Annotated in this window: 22 protein-coding genes; 6 read left to right on the plus strand and 16 right to left on the minus strand. The window is 63.8% G+C overall.

What is annotated here, in order from left to right:
• Window positions 1-501 (plus strand): HD domain-containing protein (locus AC1DX0_RS12690; RefSeq protein WP_477355571.1); only part of this gene is annotated, 501 nt, incomplete at its 5' end.
• A 73-nt stretch (window positions 502-574) separates the two neighbouring features.
• Here the strand turns inward: AC1DX0_RS12690 and atzF are convergent.
• The 8 genes from atzF to AC1DX0_RS12730 are packed head-to-tail and all read right to left on the minus strand — an operon-like array spanning window position 575 to window position 8921.
• A complete protein-coding gene (atzF, locus tag AC1DX0_RS12695; RefSeq protein ID WP_477219870.1) occupies window positions 575-2434 on the minus strand; it encodes an allophanate hydrolase in 1860 nt (619 codons plus the stop codon).
• Complete coding sequence (locus tag AC1DX0_RS12700; RefSeq protein ID WP_477355574.1) at window positions 2431-2781, minus strand: cupin domain-containing protein; 351 nt, start codon at window positions 2779-2781, stop codon at window positions 2431-2433. The genes atzF and AC1DX0_RS12700 overlap by 4 nt, the downstream gene beginning before the upstream one ends.
• Window positions 2774-3442, minus strand: a complete 669-nt coding sequence (locus tag AC1DX0_RS12705; protein ID WP_477219872.1) for a cysteine hydrolase family protein — start codon at window positions 3440-3442, stop codon at window positions 2774-2776. Before AC1DX0_RS12705 ends, AC1DX0_RS12700 begins: the two co-directional genes overlap by 8 nt.
• Window positions 3442-4965 carry an ABC transporter ATP-binding protein gene (locus AC1DX0_RS12710; protein ID WP_477219873.1) on the minus strand — a complete coding sequence of 508 codons (1524 nt, stop codon included), beginning with the start codon at window positions 4963-4965 and terminating at the stop codon, window positions 3442-3444. Before AC1DX0_RS12710 ends, AC1DX0_RS12705 begins: the two co-directional genes overlap by 1 nt.
• 10 nt (window positions 4966-4975) lie before the next feature.
• Entirely contained in the window at window positions 4976-5677 is a 702-nt protein-coding gene (gene biuH, locus AC1DX0_RS12715; RefSeq protein WP_475438299.1) for a biuret amidohydrolase, read from the minus strand.
• Window positions 5678-5705: 28 nt separating this feature from the next.
• Window positions 5706-6632 (minus strand): ABC transporter permease, encoded by a 927-nt coding sequence (locus AC1DX0_RS12720; RefSeq protein ID WP_258581780.1) that lies wholly within the window; start codon window positions 6630-6632, stop codon window positions 5706-5708.
• On the minus strand, window positions 6632-7747 hold the full coding sequence (locus AC1DX0_RS12725; protein WP_477220283.1) for an ABC transporter permease: 1116 nt from the start codon (window positions 7745-7747) through the stop codon (window positions 6632-6634). The genes AC1DX0_RS12720 and AC1DX0_RS12725 overlap by 1 nt, the downstream gene beginning before the upstream one ends.
• A gap of 46 nt (window positions 7748-7793) precedes the next feature.
• Window positions 7794-8921, minus strand: a complete 1128-nt coding sequence (locus tag AC1DX0_RS12730; protein WP_477219874.1) for a BMP family ABC transporter substrate-binding protein — start codon at window positions 8919-8921, stop codon at window positions 7794-7796.
• A 339-nt stretch (window positions 8922-9260) separates the two neighbouring features.
• Here AC1DX0_RS12730 and AC1DX0_RS12735 point away from each other — a divergent pair, with 339 nt between their 5' ends.
• Entirely contained in the window at window positions 9261-9905 is a 645-nt protein-coding gene (locus AC1DX0_RS12735) for a GntR family transcriptional regulator (protein WP_477220284.1), read from the plus strand.
• 163 nt (window positions 9906-10068) lie between these two features.
• Here AC1DX0_RS12735 and AC1DX0_RS12740 read toward each other — a convergent pair whose 3' ends face one another.
• Window positions 10069-10167 carry a putative RiPP precursor gene (locus AC1DX0_RS12740; RefSeq protein ID WP_477219875.1) on the minus strand — a complete coding sequence of 33 codons (99 nt, stop codon included), beginning with the start codon at window positions 10165-10167 and terminating at the stop codon, window positions 10069-10071.
• Between the two features lie 310 nt (window positions 10168-10477).
• The gene (locus AC1DX0_RS12745; protein WP_477219876.1) at window positions 10478-11941 is read right to left on the minus strand and encodes an MFS transporter; all 1464 of its coding nucleotides are present in this window, start codon (window positions 11939-11941) and stop codon (window positions 10478-10480) included.
• A 91-nt stretch (window positions 11942-12032) separates the two neighbouring features.
• Here AC1DX0_RS12745 and AC1DX0_RS12750 point away from each other — a divergent pair, with 91 nt between their 5' ends.
• On the plus strand, window positions 12033-12548 hold the full coding sequence (locus AC1DX0_RS12750; RefSeq protein WP_477219877.1) for a MarR family winged helix-turn-helix transcriptional regulator: 516 nt from the start codon (window positions 12033-12035) through the stop codon (window positions 12546-12548).
• Between the two features lie 21 nt (window positions 12549-12569).
• On the opposite strand, the gene AC1DX0_RS12755 is transcribed toward AC1DX0_RS12750, so the two are convergent.
• The 5 genes from AC1DX0_RS12755 to AC1DX0_RS12775 all read right to left on the minus strand — a co-directional run bounded on the left by AC1DX0_RS12755 (window position 12570) and on the right by AC1DX0_RS12775 (window position 16950).
• Entirely contained in the window at window positions 12570-12956 is a 387-nt protein-coding gene (locus tag AC1DX0_RS12755; protein ID WP_477219878.1) for a RidA family protein, read from the minus strand.
• Window positions 12957-13056: 100 nt separating this feature from the next.
• Window positions 13057-14373: an MFS transporter gene (locus AC1DX0_RS12760; RefSeq protein ID WP_477219879.1), complete on the minus strand. Its 1317-nt coding sequence runs from the start codon at window positions 14371-14373 to the stop codon at window positions 13057-13059.
• 37 nt (window positions 14374-14410) lie between these two features.
• Window positions 14411-15199, minus strand: a complete 789-nt coding sequence (locus AC1DX0_RS12765; protein ID WP_477219880.1) for an SDR family oxidoreductase — start codon at window positions 15197-15199, stop codon at window positions 14411-14413.
• A 1-nt stretch (window position 15200) separates the two neighbouring features.
• The gene (locus AC1DX0_RS12770; protein WP_477219881.1) at window positions 15201-16187 is read right to left on the minus strand and encodes a D-2-hydroxyacid dehydrogenase family protein; all 987 of its coding nucleotides are present in this window, start codon (window positions 16185-16187) and stop codon (window positions 15201-15203) included.
• A gap of 16 nt (window positions 16188-16203) precedes the next feature.
• Window positions 16204-16950 (minus strand): RraA family protein, encoded by a 747-nt coding sequence (locus AC1DX0_RS12775; protein ID WP_477219882.1) that lies wholly within the window; start codon window positions 16948-16950, stop codon window positions 16204-16206.
• A 92-nt stretch (window positions 16951-17042) separates the two neighbouring features.
• On the opposite strand from AC1DX0_RS12775, the gene AC1DX0_RS12780 reads away from it, so the two are divergent.
• The gene (locus AC1DX0_RS12780; RefSeq protein WP_477219883.1) at window positions 17043-18056 is read left to right on the plus strand and encodes a LysR family transcriptional regulator; all 1014 of its coding nucleotides are present in this window, start codon (window positions 17043-17045) and stop codon (window positions 18054-18056) included.
• Window positions 18057-18072: 16 nt separating this feature from the next.
• Here AC1DX0_RS12780 and AC1DX0_RS12785 read toward each other — a convergent pair whose 3' ends face one another.
• Window positions 18073-19116, minus strand: a complete 1044-nt coding sequence (locus tag AC1DX0_RS12785; RefSeq protein WP_477219884.1) for an MBL fold metallo-hydrolase — start codon at window positions 19114-19116, stop codon at window positions 18073-18075.
• 367 nt (window positions 19117-19483) lie between these two features.
• Here AC1DX0_RS12785 and AC1DX0_RS12790 point away from each other — a divergent pair, with 367 nt between their 5' ends.
• Both AC1DX0_RS12790 and AC1DX0_RS12795 read left to right on the plus strand, forming a co-directional pair.
• Window positions 19484-20947, plus strand: a complete 1464-nt coding sequence (locus tag AC1DX0_RS12790; protein WP_477219885.1) for a phospholipase D-like domain-containing protein — start codon at window positions 19484-19486, stop codon at window positions 20945-20947.
• Window positions 20948-21173: 226 nt separating this feature from the next.
• Window positions 21174-21866, plus strand: a 693-nt coding sequence (locus AC1DX0_RS12795) for an endonuclease/exonuclease/phosphatase family protein (RefSeq protein ID WP_477355577.1), incomplete at its 3' end; no start/stop codon positions are given.

Consider the following 21866-nt stretch of genomic DNA (forward strand, 5'->3'; position numbering starts at 1 on the left):
CTCGACAAATCCCTGTCCGGCTACAAGGTGACGCGGCTTGGCCATTCGCTGCAGGCCGCGACGCGGGCCTGGAACGCCGGCGCCGACATCGACTGGGTGGTGTCGGCGCTGCTGCACGACATCGGCGACATCTACGCGCCTTACAACCACGATGAATATGCCGCCGCCATCATCCGGCCGTTCGTGCGCGACCAATGTGCCTGGGTGGTCGAGAAGCACGGCGACTTCCAGTTGCTCTATTACGGCGAGCATGTCGGCGCCAATCCGCACAAACGCGATGCCTTCCGGGGCAGCGCCTATTTCGACGACTGCGCCGAATTCTGCGAGAAATGGGACCAGTCCAGCTTCGATCCCGATTATCCAACCAAGCCGCTGGAATTCTTTGCGCCCCTGGTGAAAGAGGTTTTTGCGCGCAAGAGCTATGGTTCGGGAGTCATCAGGACCGGGGTCCGTGCTCCGATGTCGGACGAGGGTGTCGCGTTGGCGCGATCGGCAATGTAGGACACCATCGGCGATTGTCTTGCCCGGCACCGAAGTCCAACCGATGCAGGTAGCTCCGAAGCCGGAAGGCGCGCTAGGCCGCGGTGATCGGGACGCCGGCGGGCCAGTTCCGTCGCTGATCGCTTTGGTCGGCCACGTCTTTGCCGCGTGCGACAAAGCCGCGCCAGCCGCCGAATGAAGAGATATCGAGGGCACCGTCCAAGCCGGCGGTTTCGACCAGGAAACCCTTGGCCGGGGTGCCGTCGTCGAGTTCGACCGTGCCGATGCCGAGCGGTGCCGGAATAGCGGCGACGAAACGGCCAAAGGCCTCCGGCTCGAGCCGCCAGATCTCGACGTCGATCCGCGTGCCGCCGTCGGCAACCCTGATCAAGCCGGGCTTGGGCACAGACTGGCCGGCCAGCGCATAGAGCTTGTAGGCGGCGGCCGTCCTGGTCGCGCGCAGGAACTGTGCACCGAGCTGGCTGAGCTGGCCATTGAGCGGCATGCCGGACAGATGCGCGCCGACCACCACCAGGTCGATCAAACCGTCGCAGGGCGCGACAGCGGCTGGCTGCAGGCTGGGCTGCGGCCAGCCGGTTGCGCCGAGGACAAGGCCGCTCGCCGCATGGATATCGCGAGCAAGAGCTGATGTCAGCCAATCCCTGCCCGCCATGGCCAGCAACGTCACGCTCATCGGCAGCCCGTCGTCGCGCTTGCCGGTCGGCACGGCGATACCGCACATGTCGAGCAGATTGACGAAATTGGTGTAGGTGCCGAGCCGGCTGTTGGTGGCGATCGGATCGGCGAGCACGGCGTCCAGCGCATAATGCGTCGGCGCGGTCGGCACGCAGAACAGGTCGACCGAAGCAATGACCGGGGCGAGCTTGGCCTTGTAGGCCTGCAGCGCATAGAGGCCCTTGAAGGCGTCGGCCGCCGACAGGCCGCGCGCGCCACCGATGATCTTTCGCGTCACCGGGTGCATGGCGGCCTCATTGGCCTCCATGAATTCGCGGATCGCCGCATAGCGTTCGGCCACCCAGGCGCCTTCATAGAGCAGATTGGCGGTGGCGTAGAAATCGGCGAACGGAATCTCCACCAGCCGGCAGCCGAGCTTTTCCAGCAGGCCAAGCGCCGCCTCGAAGCCTGCCTGCATCGAGGCATCGCCGAAGAATTGCAGGTCCGCCTTCGCCGGCACGCCGACGCTCAGCATCGGCGGGCGCGCTGCGAGCGCCGGCACCTTCACAGTCCGCGAGTAGGCATCGGCCGTGTCCTTGGCCGTCGCCACGCCGTACACCGCATAAGCGTCGTCGACGGTGAGCGCGAACACCGAGATGCAGTCGAGCGTGCGGCAGGCCGGCACCACGCCGGCGGCCGAGAGCGCGCCGACCGTCGGCTTCAGCCCGACGATGTTGTTGAGGCCGGCGGGAATGCGGCCGGAGCCGGCCGTGTCGGTGCCGAGCGCGAACGAGACGATGCCGCGCGCCGTCGCCACCGCCGAGCCCGACGACGAGCCGCCCGGCACGAGGCTGGCATCGACCGCGTTCCTCGGGATCGGATAGGGCGTGCGCACGCCGACCAGTCCGGTGGCGAACTGGTCGAGATTGGTCTTGCCCACCACCAGCGCGCCGGCGGCCTTCAGCCGCGCCACCACGGTGGCGTCCTTGTCGGGCATATAGGCATATTCGGCGCAGGCGGCAGTGGTCGGCATGCCGGCGACATCGATGTTGTCCTTGACCGCGAACGGCACGCCCCACAGCGGCTTGCCCACCGGATCGAACGACCCGAGCTCTTGCGCCTGCGCCAGCATGCCCGCCTTGCCGGCGAGATGAATGAAGATGCCGGGATCGTCGGCCGCCGCGATGCGCTCATGCACCGCATCGATCATGGCGGAGACACTTACGCCAGCCGCATAGGCCGCATGCAGACTGCCGATGTCGAAGCGGATTTCGCTCATGTGGCCTCTCCCAGAATGATCACCGGCAGGTCCCAYTGGATCAGCACGACGCAGCCGTCTTTCGTCCACACCGAATGCTCGGTCCCGACYGGATTCAGGATGACGCTGCCKGCKGRATAGTCGCCRTTCTCGTCGCTCTGSGTSCCYTCSAGCACGACGATGGTYTCCAGCCCGACATGGCGGTGGCGCGGCACGCCGGCGCCGGGCYGGTAGTCGAGGATCGCCACCGACGGCTCGACCGGTCCGCCCTTCAGCAGCCAGTGTACCGTGATGCCTTCGCGAAAAGGCTCGAACGCCAGGTCGCGCCAGCCGCCACCGACGAGGCCGGCAAAACTCAAATTAGCCATGGGCAAGTCCCTGCAGCACCTGGTCGGTCGTCGCCGTCCAGCCGACGATCGCACCTTGCGCGCGGATCATGGCGATGGCCGCCGCCTTGAATTCGGGAAAATAGCTTTCCGTCGCGTCTTCGGCGAGCAGGCACTCATAGCCGCGATCATTGGCCTCGCGCATCGTCGTCTGCACGCAGACTTCGGTGGTGACCCCTGCGAAAACCAATTGCTGTGCGCCAAGCCGCTTCAACTCGTCACCGAAGGTCGTCGCGTAGAAGGCGCCCTTGCCCGGCTTCTCGATGACGATCTCGCCCGGCAGTGGCGCCAATTCGTCGAGGATCGCCGTACCCGGCTCGCCGACGATCAGCACGCGGCCCATCGGCCCGACATCGCCGATGCGGATCGACGGATTGCCGCGGTTGCGCTTGGCCGGCGGCAGGTCGGAAAGGTCGGCGCGGTGGCACTCCATGGTGTGGATCACCGTCAGGCCGGCGGCGCGGAACCCCTCGATAAGCTTCTTCACCGTCGGCACGATCGCCGTCACCCGGCTGACATCGTTGCCCAGGCTGGCGCCGAAGCCGCCGGGCTCGGCGAAATCGCGCTGCATGTCGATGACGACCAGCGCCATCGTGTCGGGCTTGAACGCAAAGGCAAAAGGCTGCGCATCGATTTCCGCCATCAGTGATGYCCCGCCATATGTTCGCCGATGGTCTGCACGCTCGCCTGCGCGATCGGCGTTTCGTAGACCAGCGCGCCGTCCGACATGACGAAGATGCGGTCSGACAGTTCSAGSAGTTCGTCGAGGTCYTCCGACATCAGCAGCACGGCCGCACCCGCATTGCGCGCCTTCATGATGCGGGCGCGGATTTCGGCCACCGCGGAGAAATCGAGGCCGAAGCAGGGGTTGGAGACGATCAGCAGGTCGACCTCGCCGGTCAGCTCGCGCGCCAGCACCGCGCGCTGCACATTGCCGCCCGACAGCGAGGCGATGGGCGACGACAGCGAGGCGGTCTTGACCTTGAACTGCTCGACCAGCCTGGCGCTGAAGGCGCGGATGGCACTGGCGTTGATCCAGCTCACCGGCCGGCCATTGCCGTCCATGTCGAAGGTGCGGAAGGAGATGTTCTCGGCCACCGTCATTTTCGGCGCACAGGCATTCTTCAGCGGCTCCTCGGGAATGAGCCGCACATTGAGCGCCCGAGCCTCGGCCCGCGTCGCCGCATAGGCCGAGCCGCGCACCAGCACCTCGCCGGCGTCGCGCGGCCGCTGACCGGCTAGAACTTCGAGGAATTCCTTCTGGCCGTTGCCGGAAATGCCGGCAATGCCGACGATCTCGCCCGAGCGCACGCCGAGGTCCTCGATGCGGATCGACTTCAGCCCGGTCCTGTCCGGCGCCTTCAGCGATTTGACCTTGAGCACGATCTCGGCATCCGGTTTCGGCGCCGCACGGCTGTCGAGCGCCGCGATCGGCTGGTCGCCGATCATCATCGCCGCCATCGCCTTGTGGTCGAGGTTGGCAACGCGGCCGGTTCCCGTCAGCTTGCCCTTGCGCAGCACGCTCACATCGTCGGCGAAGGCGGTGACCTCATGGAATTTGTGCGAGATCATCAGCACGGTGAGGTCGCCCGCCTTGGTCATGGCGCGCACCAGTCCCAGCACCTCCTGCGCCTCGCCGGGCGTTAGCACCGAGGTTGGCTCGTCCAGCACCAGGAAGGAGCGGCCGAGATAGAGCTGCTTGATGATTTCSAGCTTCTGCTTCTCGCCGGCCGCAAGCTCCGCCACCTTGACGTCGAGCGGCAGCTTGAACGGCATGCGCTCCATGAACACGGCGAGATCGCCCCGCTCCTTGCGCCAGTCGATGATGCCCGGCACCTTCTCGCGCGAGATGACGAGGTTTTCCGCGCCGGTAAGCGAGGGAACGAGGGTAAAATGCTGGTAGACCATGCCGAGCCCAAGCGCCGAGGCGTCGCGCGGACTGGCGATCGCCACCTCGCGGCCATCGACCAGCATGTCGCCCGATGTCGGGTGATAAAAACCCATCATACATTTGACCAGCGTCGACTTGCCGGCGCCGTTTTCGCCGAGCAGCGCGTGGAACGAGCCCGCCGGCACCTTCACCGACACCGCGTCCAGCGCCGTGAAGCCGCCGAAGCGCATGGTCATCCCTATGGTTTCGACGCCGACCGCTTTCCTGTCACTCATCGCGGCCTCCTCACGGCAGCTGCGCGACGAGCGCCTTCGAATTCGACACCGTGCCGAAGACGCCGCCCTGCATCTTGATCATCTTGATCGCCGCCAGATGGTTGCCGTAATCGGTCGCCCCGCAGCAATCCTCCAGCATCATGCATTCATAGCCGCGGTCATTGGCTTCGCGCATAGTGGTGTGCACGCAGACATCCGTGGTGATGCCGGTCAGCACGATATTCTCGATGCCGCGCTGGTTGAGGATCAGCTCCAGATCGGTGGCGCAGAACGAGCCCTTGCCCGGCTTGTCGATGATCGGCTCGCCTTCGATCGGGTAGAGGTCGGGGATGATGTCCCAGCCCGGCTCGCCGCGCACCAGGATGCGCCCGCACGGGCCGGGGTCGCCGATGCCGGCATTGATGCGGCGTGAACGCCAGCGCTTGTTGGCCGGCAGGTCGGCGAGATCGGGGCGATGCCCCTCGCGCGTGTGGATGATGGTGTAGCCCTTGGCCCGCATCGCCGACAGCACCGCCTTGATCGGTTCGATCGGCGCGCGCACCAGCGACAGATCGTAGCCCATATGGTCGACATAGCCGCCCGGCCCGCAGAAATCGGTCTGCATGTCGATGATGATCAGCGCCGTGTTGTCGGGCCGCAGGTCACCATTATAGGGCCACGGATAGGGCTCGGCATCGATCGTGTGCTGGGTGAATTCGGCTCTGGCGTTCATAGGCAAAACTCCAGTCATTTGGTGTCAGTCATTTGGTGATCGACAATTCGCCCGGCGCACCGGCAAGCGAGCGTGTCGGCGACGAAGTGGCGATCATGATGATGAGGGTGAGGATGTAGGGAGCGGCGTAGAACAGATAATAGCCTTGCGTGACGCCGACCGATTGCAGCGCCGGACCGAGCGCCCCTGCCCCGCCGAACAAAAGGGCTGCGGCAAAGCAGCCGAGCGGGTTCCAGCGCGCGAAGATGACCAGCGCCACCGCCATCAGGCCCTGGCCCGACGAGATACGCTCGGTCCAGCTGCCGGGATAGTAGAGCGACAGATAGGCGCCGCCGATGCCGGCCAGCGCGCCGCCGACGCCGGTGGCGAGCAGCCGCACCGTATCGGGGTTGAGGCCCATGGCGCGTGCGGCGTCCGAACTGTCGCCGACGACGCGCACGATCAGGCCGGCGCGGGTGTTGCGGAAGGCCCACCAAAGGATGACCGACAGCACGGCGCCGATGAGGAACAGCACATTGACATCGAGTGCGGCCTGCACCTGCGGAATATCGGACCAGCCGCCGAAGGGAATGGCCGGCAAATTGGGCGCCTTCGGCTTGATGAACGGCTTGCCGAAGAAGAAGGCCAGCCCCGAGCCGAACAGCATCAGCGCGATGCCGATGGCGATGTCGTTGACCTTGGGGAATTTACAGATCCAGCCGTGGAACAGGCCGAAGCACAGGCCGGCGAAGGCTGCGGCGAGCAGGCCGAGCCAGGGCGAGTTGGTCATCACCGCCACCGCATAGGCGGTCATGGCGCCGAAGACGAGCGTGCCYTCGAGCCCAAGATTGATGCGGCCGGACCGCTCGGTGATCGCCTCGCCGAGCGAGACGAAGATGAAGGGCGTCGACACGCGGATGGCGCCGCCCAGAATGGCCAGCGGCACGCCCCAGAGGCCGATCTCGGTCGCATCCATCAGGCAGTCCCCCTCGACAGATCGGGCCGCTTCCACAGATCGGGATTGAAGGCCTTGAAGCGGCCGTAAAAGGTTTCGCTGAACAGGATGACGATGAAGATCATGCCTTGCAGCAGCAGCACGGTGGCATCGGGCAGGTCCATGCGGCGCTGGATCAGCCCGCCTGACGCGTCGATACCACCGAGCAGGATGGCGACCGGGATGATGGCCAGCGGGTTGTGGCGGGCCAGGAAGGCGACGAGGATGCCGGTGTAGCCATAGCCGGCGGCGAGCGAGGCATTGGCGCTGCCTTGCACGGCGGCGACCTCCAGCATGCCGGCAAGCCCGGCAAAGCCGCCGGCCAATGCGGTGAAGCCGACGATGAGCGGCCCGACCGCCAGCCCTTGCACCTGTGCGGCCCGCACATTGCCGCCGGCGATGCGCGCGGCGAAACCCCAGCGGGTCTTTTCGATGAGCACCCAGGAGAGGATGCAGGCGACGACGCCGACCACCAGCCCCCAATGCACGTCCATGCCCGGTATGTTGCCGATGCGGTAGATCTCCGCCAGCGGCTGCGTCGACGGCTTGTTGCGCGAGGCCGGGTCGCGCAGCGGCCCTTCCACCAGCTGGTTCATCAGCGCGATGGCGATGTAGGCCATCAGCAGGCTGGAAATGGTTTCGTTGACGGCCCGGTAGTGGCGCAGCGCGCCGACGGCACCGATCCAGATGCCGCCGGCGGCCATGCCCGCCACGCCCATGGCAAGAATGACGATTGGGGAAGGCGCGCCGCTGAGCGCCACGCCGATGGCAGCGGCACCGACGCCGCCGAGCACGATGGCGCCCTCGCCGCCGATGACGACGAGGCCAAGCCGCGCCGGCAGCGCTACGCACAGCGCCGCCAGAAGCAGCGGTGCGGCCCGCGACAGCGAGTTCTGGATCGAGAACCAGGAGCCGAAGCCACCCCGCCACATGGTTTCGTAGAGCAGGATCGGCGACTTGCCGACCAAGGCGATGAACAGGCTGAACAGCGCCATGCCGACGACAAGCGCCGCGAGCGGAATGACGAAAGCCTCCGCCCGCCGCGCGATCCATTCCACCGCCGCCGGATAGCCCTTGGCACCGAAGAGTGCCGGCATGCCGGCCCCTGTCACTGTATCCGTCATCGCCCCGCCCCCCCTCGTATCAGGCGGTCGAGCCGACGACGCCCTCGACCAGATAGTCCATGCTTTCGAGCTCGATCGCGGTTTCCGGAAACGCCTGGCTCGCGGTGGCGACGACAGCGCCCTTGTTGCTCTTCAGCGGGCCCTTGATGACGGCGAAGCCGCCCTTCATCATTTCGGCCAGCGTGGCGTCGAACTGCTTGCGCGCCGGCTCGCCGACAGCGGGACCAAGCGGGCTCATCTTGACGAAGCCGTCGGCCAGGCCGCCGCGCGTGAAGTTCGGCAACGGCGTGCCGGCCACCAGATCGTCGACGAACATCTTGTAGACCTTGGCCCAGTTCCATTCGGCACCGGTGAGATACTTTTCCGGCGCCAGCGGGCTCTGGTTGGCGTGATAGCCGCAGACGAAGGCGCCGCGCCCGGCTGCCGTCTCGACCACCACTTTCGGGCTGTCGACATGGCAGGTGATGACGTCGGCACCCTGGTCGACCAGCGCGTTGGTGGCTTCCGCTTCCTTGACCGCCAGCGACCATTCGCCGGTGAAGATGACCTGGCAAGTGATGGTCGGATCGACCGAGCGCGCGCCGAGCAGGAAGGAGTTGATGTTGAGCAGCACCTGCGGAATCGGCTTGGCAGCGACGAAGCCGAGCTTCTTGGTCTTCGAGGTGTGGCCGGCGACAACGCCGTTGAGATACTGACCCATGCCGATATAGCCGAAATAGGAGCCGGCATTCATCGGATGCTTGGACTTGTCCCACATGCCGCCGCAATGGCGGAACTGCACGTCGGGGAACTTCGCGCACATGGCCAGCATATGGGGATCGAAATAGCCGAACGAGGTCGGGAAGATCAGCGAGGCGCCGTCGAGATTGATCATCGATTCCATCGTCTTCTGGACATCGACCGTCTCCGGCACGTTCTCCTCCTCGACGACGGTGATGCCCTCGATGCCCTTCAGCGCCGCAGCACCTTCGGCATGCGCCTGGTTGTAACCATAGTCGTCCTTCGGCCCGACATAGATGAAGCCGACGGTGGCGGCAGCGGCAAAGGCCCTGCTGACGGGAAAGGCCGCGGAGGCAAGCCCGAGTGCGGCTCCGGCGGCGGATGTCTTCAGCAATTGGCGGCGGCTAAGCATGAATCGGTCGGTCATCTCTTATGCTCCCCTATAGGACCCTTCCGGGTCGGTTAACGCCTTGTCGAGAAAGTGCATGCAATCGCCGTGCCAGTTGGAATTATGAAATTTAGTCAATAAAAACAATAAACATGGCGACATGTCGTGCACAAGTGAGAGGCAATTGCATACACTTTTTGCCTTGAAAACAGCCAGTTTGACAGGCAGATTAAAACATAGGCATAGAGGGTCTGGCCTGAGTCGGGATCGTGCCGTTTGGCCGCAGGATTTCATGGCTTGAGACGCCGAAGCGTGGGAGGCGAAGCGGATTTGTCGGGAAAGCGCGGGTTGATCCGGTCGGGCACGACCGTCGATCAGATGGTGAGGGCGATCGGCGACCGCATCGTCACCGGCGTGCTGCGTCCGGGCGAAAAACTCGACGAGGTTTCGCTTGCCGTTCGCTTCGAGGTTTCACGCACACCGGTGCGGGAGGCGCTGGGCCAGCTCAGCGCCATGGGGCTCGTCGAGCGTCGGCCCAACAGGGGCGCCATTGTCGCCGTGGTCACCCAGGAGCATCTCACCTCGATGTTCGAGAGCATGGCCGAACTGGAAGGCATATGCGCGCGCTTCTGCGCCGAGCGCATGACCGGCAGCGAGCGCCGCGCGCTCGAGACCGAGCACCAGACCTCGGCGCGGCTGGTGCGGCTGGGTGCCGAGGAAGACTATGAATATTTCAACACCGAGTTCCACAGCAGGCTCTATCGCGGCGCCCACAGCACGCACATCCAGGAGTTGACCGCGACGACACGCAGTCGTCTGGCCCCCTTCCGCCGCGCCCAGTTCAGGCTGGCCGGGCGCCTAGCCAAATCCTGGCAGGAGCATGACGCCATTGTTACGGCGATCCTGCGCGGCGATGCCGCTGCCGCTGGCAAGGCGGCCAAGGATCATGTGTCAATCGTCAGCGAAGCCAGCGCGGCGTTTATTGTTGGCGACCAATCGAGAGCCGAGCCACAACACCCTTGAAGTGCCCTCCGGCTCACATCCAGGGCCGGCGCCCCGACGGATGGGCTGCCACGACCATCGCGCGGCGTGCCGCCATGCGAGGTATCCGCGCCAGTTGGCGGCCGCAAGCTGCTGACCGGCATGTCAAGCGAGGCGTGATAGCCATGGGCACCAGGAAGTCCGATCACTCGCTCAAAATGATCCCGGATGCCACGACCTGCGCCGTGCGCTCGGTCAGTTTTCCGCGTTTCACAAGCGTGGGTTTGACGTAGGTCTTCTTCATCATCACGATCCGCTGCACAGGGACTAAACGACCTCAGCACACCAACGTTCCATGAGCCCTAACTACGGCGGCATCGAAGGCCGCCGCCCGCCTCCTCACTGTCCGCTCAACGCCACCATGCGGTCGAGCGCCGCGGTCAGGCCGTGCAGCGACACCGTGAATGCCAGCGGCGTAACGACTGAACGCAGCCGCATGCAAATGTTCAGCATGCGCGCGGCGAACAGCCAAACTCAGCTCAGGCAGGCATATGGCACCAAAGATTGCGCTTGGTCTTGGCGATGAGCCCTGCTGAGTTCGGCGCGTCGGGAGGTCATATTTCCACCGGATGGGCGATGGGCTGGTGCTTGGTGAAGCGCGGCAACAGTCCGGTTAACAACACCAGCACCAAGATGATCGCGAGCTGGATGGCGATGACGGTGCCGAAGGCCTGCGCGATGCTCGTGGGCTCCAGCGCCAGATAGAGCGTGCCCAAGGTGGCGACGCCTAGCGCCAGACCCGACTGCTGCAACGTGATCAGAACGCCGCTGCCGACACCGGCCAGGTGGGCCGGAACATCGGCAAGAACAGCGCGGAACAGGCCTGAAAACAGCATCGATTGTCCGGCGCCGATCAGCACCAGCGGCAGCGCCAGCTCGGCCAGGCTAACCTTCGGCCAGCCGGAAACGATGATGCCGATCAACAGCGCCAGTCCAAGCGCCTGMACGATGCCGCCCGCCGCCAGSGCKCCGCGGCCGAAGCGGCTGATCATATGCGGGCTGACCATGGAGCCGATGAAGAACATGATCGCCATCGGCAGGATGGCGAGGCCGCTTTGGAGGGGACTGGCGCCGAGCCCGTTCTGCACGGTGAGCGCGAAGACGAACATGAAGGCGCCGAAACCAAGGCTGAACAGCGTGATCATGGCGAGCCCCCGCGACATCGACGGCAGCTTCAGCAGCGAGGGCGGCAGCAACGGCACCTCGCCGCGCGCCTCGGCAGCCCTTTCGACGATCACGGTCAGCACCGCCAGCACGACTGCGGCTGCGAGCATCGCCCAGGTCCATGCCGGCCAGCCGAGCGAATGGCCTTCGGTCAGCGGCACGAGAAGGGCCGTCAGCGTGGCGGCGAAAAGCACGGCGCCTGGCAGGTCGATGCCGGCGGGGTGCGGTGAGCGGCTGGCCGGTACGACGAGCCGCGAGGCGAAGAACACGGCGATGCCGAGCGGGATGTTGATGAGGAAGATCGGTCGCCATGACGTGCCGAACAGATTGGCGCTGACCAACAATCCACCGGCGAGCTGACCGACAACTGCGGCAATACCCGAAGTCGCGCCGTAGAGCGCGATGGCCCGGGTCTTGCGTTCGCCGGCGAGCGTCGCCTGGAAGGTCGCCAGCACCTGCGGCACCAGCATCGCCGCCGTCGCGCCCTGGACCAGCCGGGCTGCGATCAGCACGTCGATGGTCGGCGCCAGGCCGCAGGCCAGCGACGCCAGGATGAAGCCGGAAAGTCCGACCACAAACAGCGTGTGGCGGCCGAAGCGGTCGCCAAGCCTGCCGCCGAGCACGAGCATGGCGGCATAGGCCACACCATAGATGGAAACCACCAGCTCAAGCGCGGCCGGTGTCGGCTTGAGCGAGGCGGAAATGGTCGGCAGCGCGACGTTGACGATGAAGAAATCGGCGATCGGCAGGAAGGCGCCGGCGAGCAATACATACACACCGACCACGTGCAGCTCTCCGGCAAGGGCCATGGAGCGGGGAGAATGCCGGCTGGCGGCGCCTGTTGAATAGGTCATGCGAACCTCCATTTGCCTATGGATAAATAGTTATGTAAACATAATCATTATGTACATATACATACCTGGCTTGGCGCTGTAAACTCCGCTCATGAAGACCGACAGCGAATCCTCCGCAAGCAAGGCCCCACCGGTTCGGTGGGCGGACCTGGCCGACCTGATCCTCATCATCGCTCGCGAGATCCAGTTTCGCGGATACAGCGACGACCGGGCGCTATCTCTCACGCAGTCGGAAGGCATGGTCATGCGCCACCTGGTTGCACAGGTCTCTGCGACACCGAGCCAGATCGCGGCGGCGACAGGGCTGCAGCGCACCAACGTCTCTCCAGTCCTGCGCGACCTCGAAGGCAAAGGACTGATCGAACGGCATGTCGATCCGGAAGACCGCCGCGGCGTCAGCGTCCACCGCACACGGCGCGGAGCCGACAACTACGCGCTGGTGCGCAAGGAATGGGGCGCTGCCGTCTCCGCTGCCGCTGGCGGCGACACCAGCAAACTTGACGATGCGCTCGCGCTTCTCAGGGCCATTGAAACCGGCCTCACCTCGACTAGGCCAAAAGGCAGTGATGGTCCGGTGCGAGATCCCGCCCGCCAGCAAAACATTTAGCTCCAGGGCTATGTTCTGAGATCAAAGACCTTCCTCGATAACGGCAATAAATTCGCATTGCACCAGAGATGGGCTATCCGGCGGCAACGGTCGAACGTGCCGGGCCGGGCGCGACTCCGGATCGGGAAACATCCGCAGCCATTCTTCATTCACGGCATTCCTGTCGCTGCTGTCGCGCAGATAAATCTCCACCTTGATGATATCCACCACGCTGCCGCCGGCGGCCTCGATGATGGCACGCACATTGGCAAACACATTGGCTGATTGATCCGCCATCCCGGCTGGCAACTCGTGGTTGGTCGGGCTTACGCCGTGAACCGCTCCCGAGAACACCATGTTGCCGATCCGACAGGCATTGGGAACAGGATGCCTGTGGCTCAGTCCTCTGACCGAAATGCTCTTGCGCATGGTTCTGCTGATCCTCCGCGAGCTCTGATCCGTGGGATAATTCGTAAGCTGCCTATGCCGAGCGGTTGGGTCCGGTTGCCCACGAGTGCAACTGGACAGGCTATCGTCTTGCGCGCAAAATCGAGGCCGCGGCGGGCGGCGACGAAACGCCCGTATCAGGACGCGGCGCAAGCGGCTCATAGCCGGAAGTCAGTTGAATTCCGCGCGTCTCCGGCAGCATAAGGGTCGCGGCGAAAGCAATGCCGTAGCCGAGCAGCGCAATCACGCCGATGGCCTCGGCCAGGCTGACATATTGTGCGAGTATTCCGATACTGGATACGGCGGCCGCGCCCGCCGCCTTGCCGGAATTGTAAGCGAAACTCTGGCCGCTGGCGCGAATGGCGGACGGGAAGAGCTCGGTGAAGAACGGCCCCAGCGCGGCATAATTGCCGATCGTGAAGAAGCCGAACGGTGCGCCCAGGACAACCAGTAGCCAACCGGATAGCGGCAGGAACATGTAGGCGATGGTGACCAGCCAGGAACACACCAGAAACAGCTGGAATGTCCGCCTCCGCCCGAGATAGTCGGCCAGGTATGCGCTTGCCAGAAATCCGAAAAACGAGCCGCCAGTCACCACGAACACATAGTAGCCCGAAGTGCTCGGCGACAGTTCACGCACGGTTTTCAGAAACGTCGGCAGCCAGTTGACAATGGCGCCGCCAACGCCAATCACACCGAAGGCAAGCAACGAGGACAGCACTGTAATGCGCAGCGTGTCCGGCTGGAATATCGCCCCCAACCCCGGATGGGTTCCGCTCCTCTCGACCAGCTCGCGCGTTTTGACGAAAACCTCCGGCTCCTCGATTCTGCGGCGCAGATAGAGCACCAGCAGGCCGGGAAGAACGCCGATCATCAACAGCACCCGCCAGCCATACTCCTGGGGCAAGTGCGCCAGCACCACGCCCGCCAGAATGGCGGCCGCGCTCCATCCGACACCGAATCCGCTCTGGACGGTACCCACGGCCTTGCCGCGATGTTCGGCGCGAATGATCTCGCCCATGAGAACCGCGCCGGCGGCCCATTCGCCGCCAAAGCCCAACCCTTGCAGGATGCGCAGGACCATCAGTTGCTGGAAGTCCTGCGCAAAACCGGCAAGGAAGGTGAAGACGCAGAACCACAGGATTGTGAACTGCATGATGCGGGCCCGGCCGAAACGGTCGGCGAGATATCCGCAGGCCCATCCTCCGATCGCCGCGGAGAGCAGCGTTGCCGTGGCCAAATAGCCGGCCTGCGCCGTCGTCATTCCCCATGCAGCAATGAGAACTGGCAGCACGAAGCTGAAGAGCTGTGCATCCATCGCATCAACTGCCCAGCCGGCGAAACAGCCCCAGAAGGTGTTCCGCTCCCGCTCCGTCAACTGCTTGTACCAGGTGAACATTTCTTCCTCCCATCGCTTGTTCTGGTTGTTGGGCCGGCTAGACGACCAGCGGCGTGAGACCTCCGTCCATGGTCAGCGAAGCTCCTGTCACGTAGGAGGATCTTGCGCTGGCGAGGAAAAGCGCGGCGTCGGCCACTTCTTCCGGTTTTGCGTAGCGCTGCAGGGGAATGCGCTGCTCGTTCAGCCGCAGCAGCTCTTCCGTCGGCTTGCCGGTCATCCTGGATTCGACTTCAAGCGACAGCTGCAGGCGCTCGGTCATGGTGGCGGCTGGGTTGATGACGTTGACCCTGACGCCGGCGGAACCCCAGGCCGCCGCCAGTCCCGCCGAGGCGAGCATCAGTGCGGCGTTGGCAGCACCTCCCGGCAAATGCATGGGCGATGCGATCTTGCCGCCGGTGCCGACGATGTTGACGATCGTGCCGGCGCGCCGCGCCACCATCAGCGGCAGGACGCAGTCCATGACGTTCATATAGGTGAAGAATTTCGCGTCCATGGCGGTGCGCCATTTGTCTGGCGTCAGCTCGCCCGGAGGAACTCTCCTGGCGCCGCCGGCCGAATTGACCAGGGATGCGATCGGGCCCACCTGATCCTCGAGCGCGGCGACCATGTCCTGTGCCGCAAGCCCGTCCGACAGGTCGGCGGCGAAACTCGCGACCGACAGGCCCTCGGCGGCCAGTGTTGCCTTCGCGTTGTCCAGATTTTCCTGACTGCGCGATACGATTGCGACGCGGGCTCCTTCCCGGCCGAAGGCGCGCGCGCAAGCCAGCCCTATGCCCTTGCTGCCCCCGGTGATCAGGACGACTTTTCCGTCGAGTTCGAGGTTCATCTCAGTGATCCTGTTTTTGGCCATGGGCGTTGTGGACGTTGATCGGGGTTCCAGCCGCGAAGGCCACGATCTGGTCGAATGCATTGCCGTAGGCGAATTCGTAATTGTCGCGTTCGACATAGCCGAGATGCGGCGTGCACAATGCGTTGGGCAGCCTGAGCAAGGCGTCGTCCGGATTGGTGAGCGGCTCGCGTTCGAACACGTCGATGGCCGCCTTTCCGGGGCGACCATTGGTCAGTGCCGCCACCAGGGCCCCGGGCTCGATCAATTCGGCACGGCTGGTGTTTACCAGCAGGGCGGTTGGCTTCATCAGGGCCAGGTCGCCTGATGTAACCAAGCCGGTGGTCTCGGCATTCAGCCGCAGATGCAGGCTGAGGACATCCGACAGGCTGAACAGCGCGGCCTTGTCCGGCGCGGTGTTGAACCCTTCAGCTTTGGCGCGAGCCAGCGAGCCCTCGCGGCCCCACACCAGCACATCCATGCCGAAGGCGACGCCGATGCGTGCGACCATCGAGCCCAGCCGGCCAAAACCATAGATGCCCAGGACACGGCCTCTCAGGCCCAGCCCGATGGTCGTCTGCCAATGACCTTGCCGCAGCGAAGCGCTCTCGAACGGAATGTTGCGCATCGCCGCGAGCATCAGCCCCCAGGTAAATTCCACCGTCGAATAGGACGGACGCGCCGTGAGAGCGGACGAGACGACGACGCCATGCCGATCGCAGGCCACCAGGTCGATATGGGGGATGTGGCCATTCTGGCTGATGAGCTTCAGATTGGGCAGTCGGCTGAGCACGTTTTCATCGATGCGGGTGCGCTCACGCATCAGCACAAGGACATCGGCATCGGCGAGACGATTGGCCAGGACGTCGATGTCTTCGACGATGTCGGTCCAGATGGCAACGTCGTGGCCTTCCAGTTTGGAAAAGCAGTCGAGCGTGCGCACGACGTCCTGGTAATCGTTGATAATGGCGACGCGGAGTTTCTTCACGGGATGACCTATCGCTCTATGCATTGCCCGGCAGATCCGCGACGGAGGTACCGGCTTCGATCGCTTCGCACTTCGCCTCTTCAAAGGCTGACTTCATCAGCGCCTTTGCGAGAACTTCGGCGGCGCGGGCAATCGGGATGAAGCAAACACCGGTTTCGTCCGCGACGACAATATCGCCGGGTGCAACCCGGACGCCGGCGATCTGGATATCGCCATTGATCTCCACGGTCTCGATCCGCCATTTGCCGGTGACAGGCGTGATCTCGGTGGCCCACAGCGGATAGCCGACCCGCCGCGAATGGCCGAGATCGCGAATGCCTCCGGAGACGATCGCTCCGACCTCGCCCTGTCGCTTTCCCGTCTGGGCCGAAATCCCGCCCATATTCGAAACGCCGGCGACGCCGTCGATGACCACCACATCGCCCGGCAATGCCAGATTATGGGCTTCGAATTCCGCCATCCGGTTGACGTGGTTTCGCGCCGTCTCATAGACATGCTCGCGCTGCAGGATGTTGCGCACCGTGAGCGCGGGACCGACAATCGACGTCGAAGGCAGGGTCGGCTTCAGAAGCGATGCGCCGATCGCGCCGGTGATTCCGAGCTCATCCATAATATCCGAAATAACGCTGGTGGCGTCGCCGATCCGCTTGAAGCCGTCGATCAGCCCCTGCGGCGGACGCGGCGTTCGCATCAACCGGATGCGGTCAGGGCTGATCTTGCCGGTCAGTTTCGGCAACACGTCCGCGAAAGCGACGTCATCCATGGCGTATCCTCAAGTTTGTACCGAGCTTTTATCACCGGTTGCGAGCTGGGCGTATTCACTCGCATGTGTTCGGCGGCTCGTTCGAAACAGGATTGCTTGCCGCGTTGCGTGCGTCCAATTTAGAATTAGACACAAGCGTCATTTCCTGGGTGAATAACGTGCGCCTCGATCTAAACCTGATCGCAGTCCTTGAGGCCATCATGCTAGAAAGGAATGTCACGCGTGCGGCCGCAAGCCTGGCGATGAGCCAGCCAGCCGTGAGCAATGCGCTGCGTCGCGCCCGCAAGCTGACGAAAGATCAGCTCTTCCTCAAGACGGCGACCGGCGTGCAGCCGACGTCACGCATGGTCGCGATGTGGCCCGAGCTTCATCGCTCGCTGACGGCGATCCGCGCCGCTTTCAGCCCCGACGACTTCGACCCGGGATCAAATGCGACCAGTTTCCGGGTTGCGGTCACGGACAGTCTTGCAATGGAAGGTGTCAGCGCCATCACGCTGAAGTTACAGGCCGCGTCTCCGCGTGCCCGTGTTTCATTTGCCGTTCATACGCATGAGGGCTCGCTGGAGGGGATCGGTCGCGGCACACTCGACTGCGCCGTGGGCATGTTTGCCTCGCTGCCGAGAGAAGTACATGTGCAAAGCCTGCGGACGGATCGCTATGTCTGCGTCATGCGCAGCGGGCACGAATTGGCGCACTCCCTGACCCTTGATCAGTTCACCGCCGCCGCGCACGTGCTGGCAACTCCATCCGGCCTGGAACTGGGCCTTGTGGACGGCTGGCTCAGCCTGACGGGGCGGACAAGGACGATCGTCGCCGTGGTCAATCATTTTGCCGATGCGCTGAGGATTGTCGCGCGCAGCGACCTTCTTACCTGCGTGCCGCTTGGCTTCTTCAATGGACCCTGGCGCGCCATCGCCGATGAGCATGAGTTGGTGGTGTGCGACCTGCCGTTCGAGACGGAGAAACTGCTTTACAAGCTGATCTGGCACGAGCGCTTACACACCCACCCCGCCCACCAATGGTTTCGTTCGCTGGTGGGGGATGTCTGCGGATCTCCCCTCGACGGCTCGCCGATTGGTGATGCTGTCCCAGCCAAGCAAACATAGTCACGCTTATGGAGACCTATCCCTGACTGTAGTCCAGCGGCACATAGGTGTAGGCGCTATCGGCGTCGCGTCGCACATGGCCAAGTCCAGGAAACGATATGTGTGCCCCACCCACGATGTAGCCATTCTGCGCCGCATCAGCGAATGCGAGTTGATGCACCTGTTCGGCCTCCGATGCGTCCGCATCGTACTTTATGGTGACGGAAGGGTCTTTGAATTGCACCGCAGCGACATGCACGACGTCGCCCCACAGGACGATTTTCTCGCCCCTGCTTTCGACCACGTACATGGTGTGTCCGGGCGTGTGCCCATAGGCTGTTTGCGCGCGCATACCAGGCACCAGGTCGGTGTTGCCATCGAAAATGGCGAGCTTGCCAGCGCGCATATAGGGCGTGATCGATGCGATGGCAGCCTCAAAGAACCGCTTCGCTTCAGCCGGGGCAGCGCGCATGTTTGCCTCGCTCAGCCAGTAGTCGGTGTCCCGCTTTTCGACACGCACAATTGCATTGGGAAAAGCTCTCTGACCCTCGACCATGAGACCGCCAACGTGATCGGCGTGCAGATGCGTGAGGTAAAGCTCATCGATCTGCTCTGGCTGATACCCGGACGCGCGCAGATTGCTGAGCAGATGGCCCGTCGTTGGCCCCAACAGTGAGCCTGCACCGGCGTCGATCAAAACCAGTTTGGCTCCGGTATTGACGAGGAAGGAGTTGTGCGAGGTCTCGACGAGGTCGCCGAGATAATTGCGTTTGAGTGCTTCTTCGATCCGAGCCGGGTCGCCCTGCAGCAGCTTCGTGGCAGGCAGCATATTGCTGCCGTCGGATAGCGCTGTTATCTCAAAATCGCCGACCGCCAGGCGGTAAAACCCGGGTGCCTGGCTTTTCACCATGGGCGCACCAGCGAACACAGGCGTTGCAAAACTGCTGGCCAGGCAAAAACAGCCAGCGGCCAAAAAGCTGCGACGGGTGTGATTGATGACGTCGCCGCTGATCTGCCGCGGCTGAACAGAGCCTCCGGCGTCGTCGAACAAGCGATCGAGCGTTACCCGGGGAACGACCATTTTCGGACCTCTGTTTGCGTTCTGTCGGGGGCGCTGCGGATGGACGCAAGTCCTTCCGCCTCGATCCTCGTTCGCCGAAGCACGCCTCGGCTGGCGGCTCTTGTGTGCGTATCGTTGCCGAGATGGCTAACCCCGTCCAATTCAGAATTTGGGGCAGCATCATAATTCCGGTGAATATTCCCTGGCCAGGAATGTCTGCGACCCGGGACCTCGGACGGAATGGATGACGCTGCCGCGCGCCGTGGCGCGTCTGGGGTCGGCACTTTATGGAATGATGTCCAAGACGTAGATTTCCTCACCACGAACGCCATCCGTCGAATGCGTGGCTGCATTGCCTTCCGCGGTCGCTCGCTGGATAGTCCCGGCAATGTTCGAGACTATTGCGACTCACTGGACCCAAATCCTGGCGATCATCTCGGTGGTGATGGCGACCGTCGGCATCGCCCACGCCGTCATGACCAAGGAGGATGTGCGCGCCGCGACAGGCTGGGTCGGCGTGATGGTGCTGTCGCCGATCCTTGGCGTGCTGATCTATGCCGTGGCCGGCATCAACCGCATCCGCCGCGCCACGATCACCGCGCAGCGCCCGCTTTCCGGCGACGCCGTATCCGCCAAGCATGAGCGTGACATCGCCGCCGAGGAGGCGCTGATCGTCGAGCGTTACGGCCAACGCTTCACCGGCCTGCGGACGCTGGGTGACAGGGTGGCGCGGCGCGCGCTTAACCCCGGCAATGCCATCGATGTACTGGAGACCGGCGACGAGGCCTATGCCGCCATGTGCGCGGCAATCGATGGCGCCGAGCGCAGCGTCCTGCTCGAGACCTATATTTTCGACAATGACGCCGTCGGCCTGCTTTTCGTCGAATCGCTGGCCGGCGCGGTCGGGCGCGGCGTCACCGTTCGCGTGCTGATCGACGCCGTCGGCGCCCGTTATTCCGTCCCCAGCATCCTCGGCCATCTGCGCCGCGCCAACATCCCCGCCGATGTCTTTAACGGCAACATCGTCATGGGCTTGCGCCTGCCCTACGCCAACCTGAGAACCCACAGGAAAATCCTGGTGGTCGACGGCACGGTTGCCTTTACCGGCGGCATGAACATCCGCAAGGGTTTTTCCGAGGAGTTCGCCGGATCGAACAGCGCCAGGGACACGCATTTCAAGGTCAGTGGACCTGTCGTCGCCGACCTGTTCTCGGTCGCTGCCGAAGACTGGCGCTTCTCCACCAACGAAGCGCTGAAGGGCGATGCCTGGCGAATTGCCCCGCTGTCGCCGGCAGCCGGCCAGCCGATGCTGGTGCGGGCGGTCGCATCCGGGCCGGATGCCAGCAATGAGACCAACCACAAACTGCTGATCGGCGCCTTCTCGGTCGCGCGCAAGTCGATCCGCCTGATGTCGCCCTATTTCCTGCCGGACCGGGAACTGATCAGCGCCTTGATCACCGCCGCCCGGCGCGGCGTCGAGATCGATGTCGTGGTGCCGGCCGTCAACAATCTCTTCCTTGTCGACCGGGCCATGACCGCGCAATTCGACCAGATCCTCAAGAACTATTGCCGCATATGGCGAACGGAGGGGCCATTCGACCATTCCAAGCTGCTTTCGATCGACGGCGTGTGGGCCTATGTCGGCTCGTCCAACCTCGACGCCCGGTCGCTGCGGTTGAATTTCGAGATTGATCTGGAGGTTCTCGACGCAGGCTTTGCCCGCGAGATCGAAGGCCGGATTGGATCGGCGATCGAAACGGCTATCCCTGTCACGCTGGACTCCTTGCGGGCCCGGCCCTTCATCATCCGGCTGTTCGACCGTATCCTGTGGCTGGGATCGCCCTATCTCTAGATGGGTTCGCCCTATCTCTAGATGGGTTCTCACCCTATCTCTAAAACAGGCGCCATCTTTAACAAAACGACGTGTTTGACGGATAGTTTGGTGTCAGCCATGGAACATAAGCGCAAAGACTCTATTTGAGGTGCATGGTGAGACCAGCAGGCATGGCAGGCACACGGTGCGGATGAACGAACGCAGCCTCCCCGCAACCATGCTTTTGTCCATTCGCGACAGGCGGATGCAGAAGGCAAACGCTGCTGCGCACAAGGCGACCGCTACCACCGGAACGCTGGTCGCGTCCTACAACGTCCACAAATGCATCGGCGTCGACCGCAAGTTCGATCCCGAGCGGACCAGCCGCGTCATCCGTGAAATCGATCCGGACGTGATCGCCCTGCAGGAAGCGGACAACCGCTTCGGCGATCGTGACGGACTTCTCGACCTGCCCCGCCTCGAGCGGGAAACAGGCCTGGTGCCAGTGCCGATTTCAGCCACAGGCAAGGGCCATGGCTGGCACGGCAATGTCCTCCTGTTCAAGAAGGGCGTCGTCCGCGACGTGCATCAGATCAGGCTTCCCGGCCTCGAACCGCGCGGCGCGGTGGTGGCGGAGATCGACCTCGACGGAAACCGGACCTTGCGCGTCATCGCCGCTCATCTCGGTCTGCTGCGCCATTCGCGCTCGCAGCAGGCCCGCGTCGTGCTCGACATCATGAGCAGCGCCGACGAGAAGCCGACGCTCCTGCTTGGCGACCTCAACGAATGGCGGCTCGGCAACCGCTCGGCGCTCAACACGCTGCATGCCACGTTTGGGCCGCAGCCACCGGCAGTCCCCACCTTCCCCTCAAACCTGCCGCTGCTGGCGCTCGACAGGATCATGACCAACCGGCACGGCATGATCACAGCGGTGGAAGCGCATGATACGCCGCTTTCA

Source organism: Mesorhizobium sp. P3_A9 (assembly GCF_056402975.1).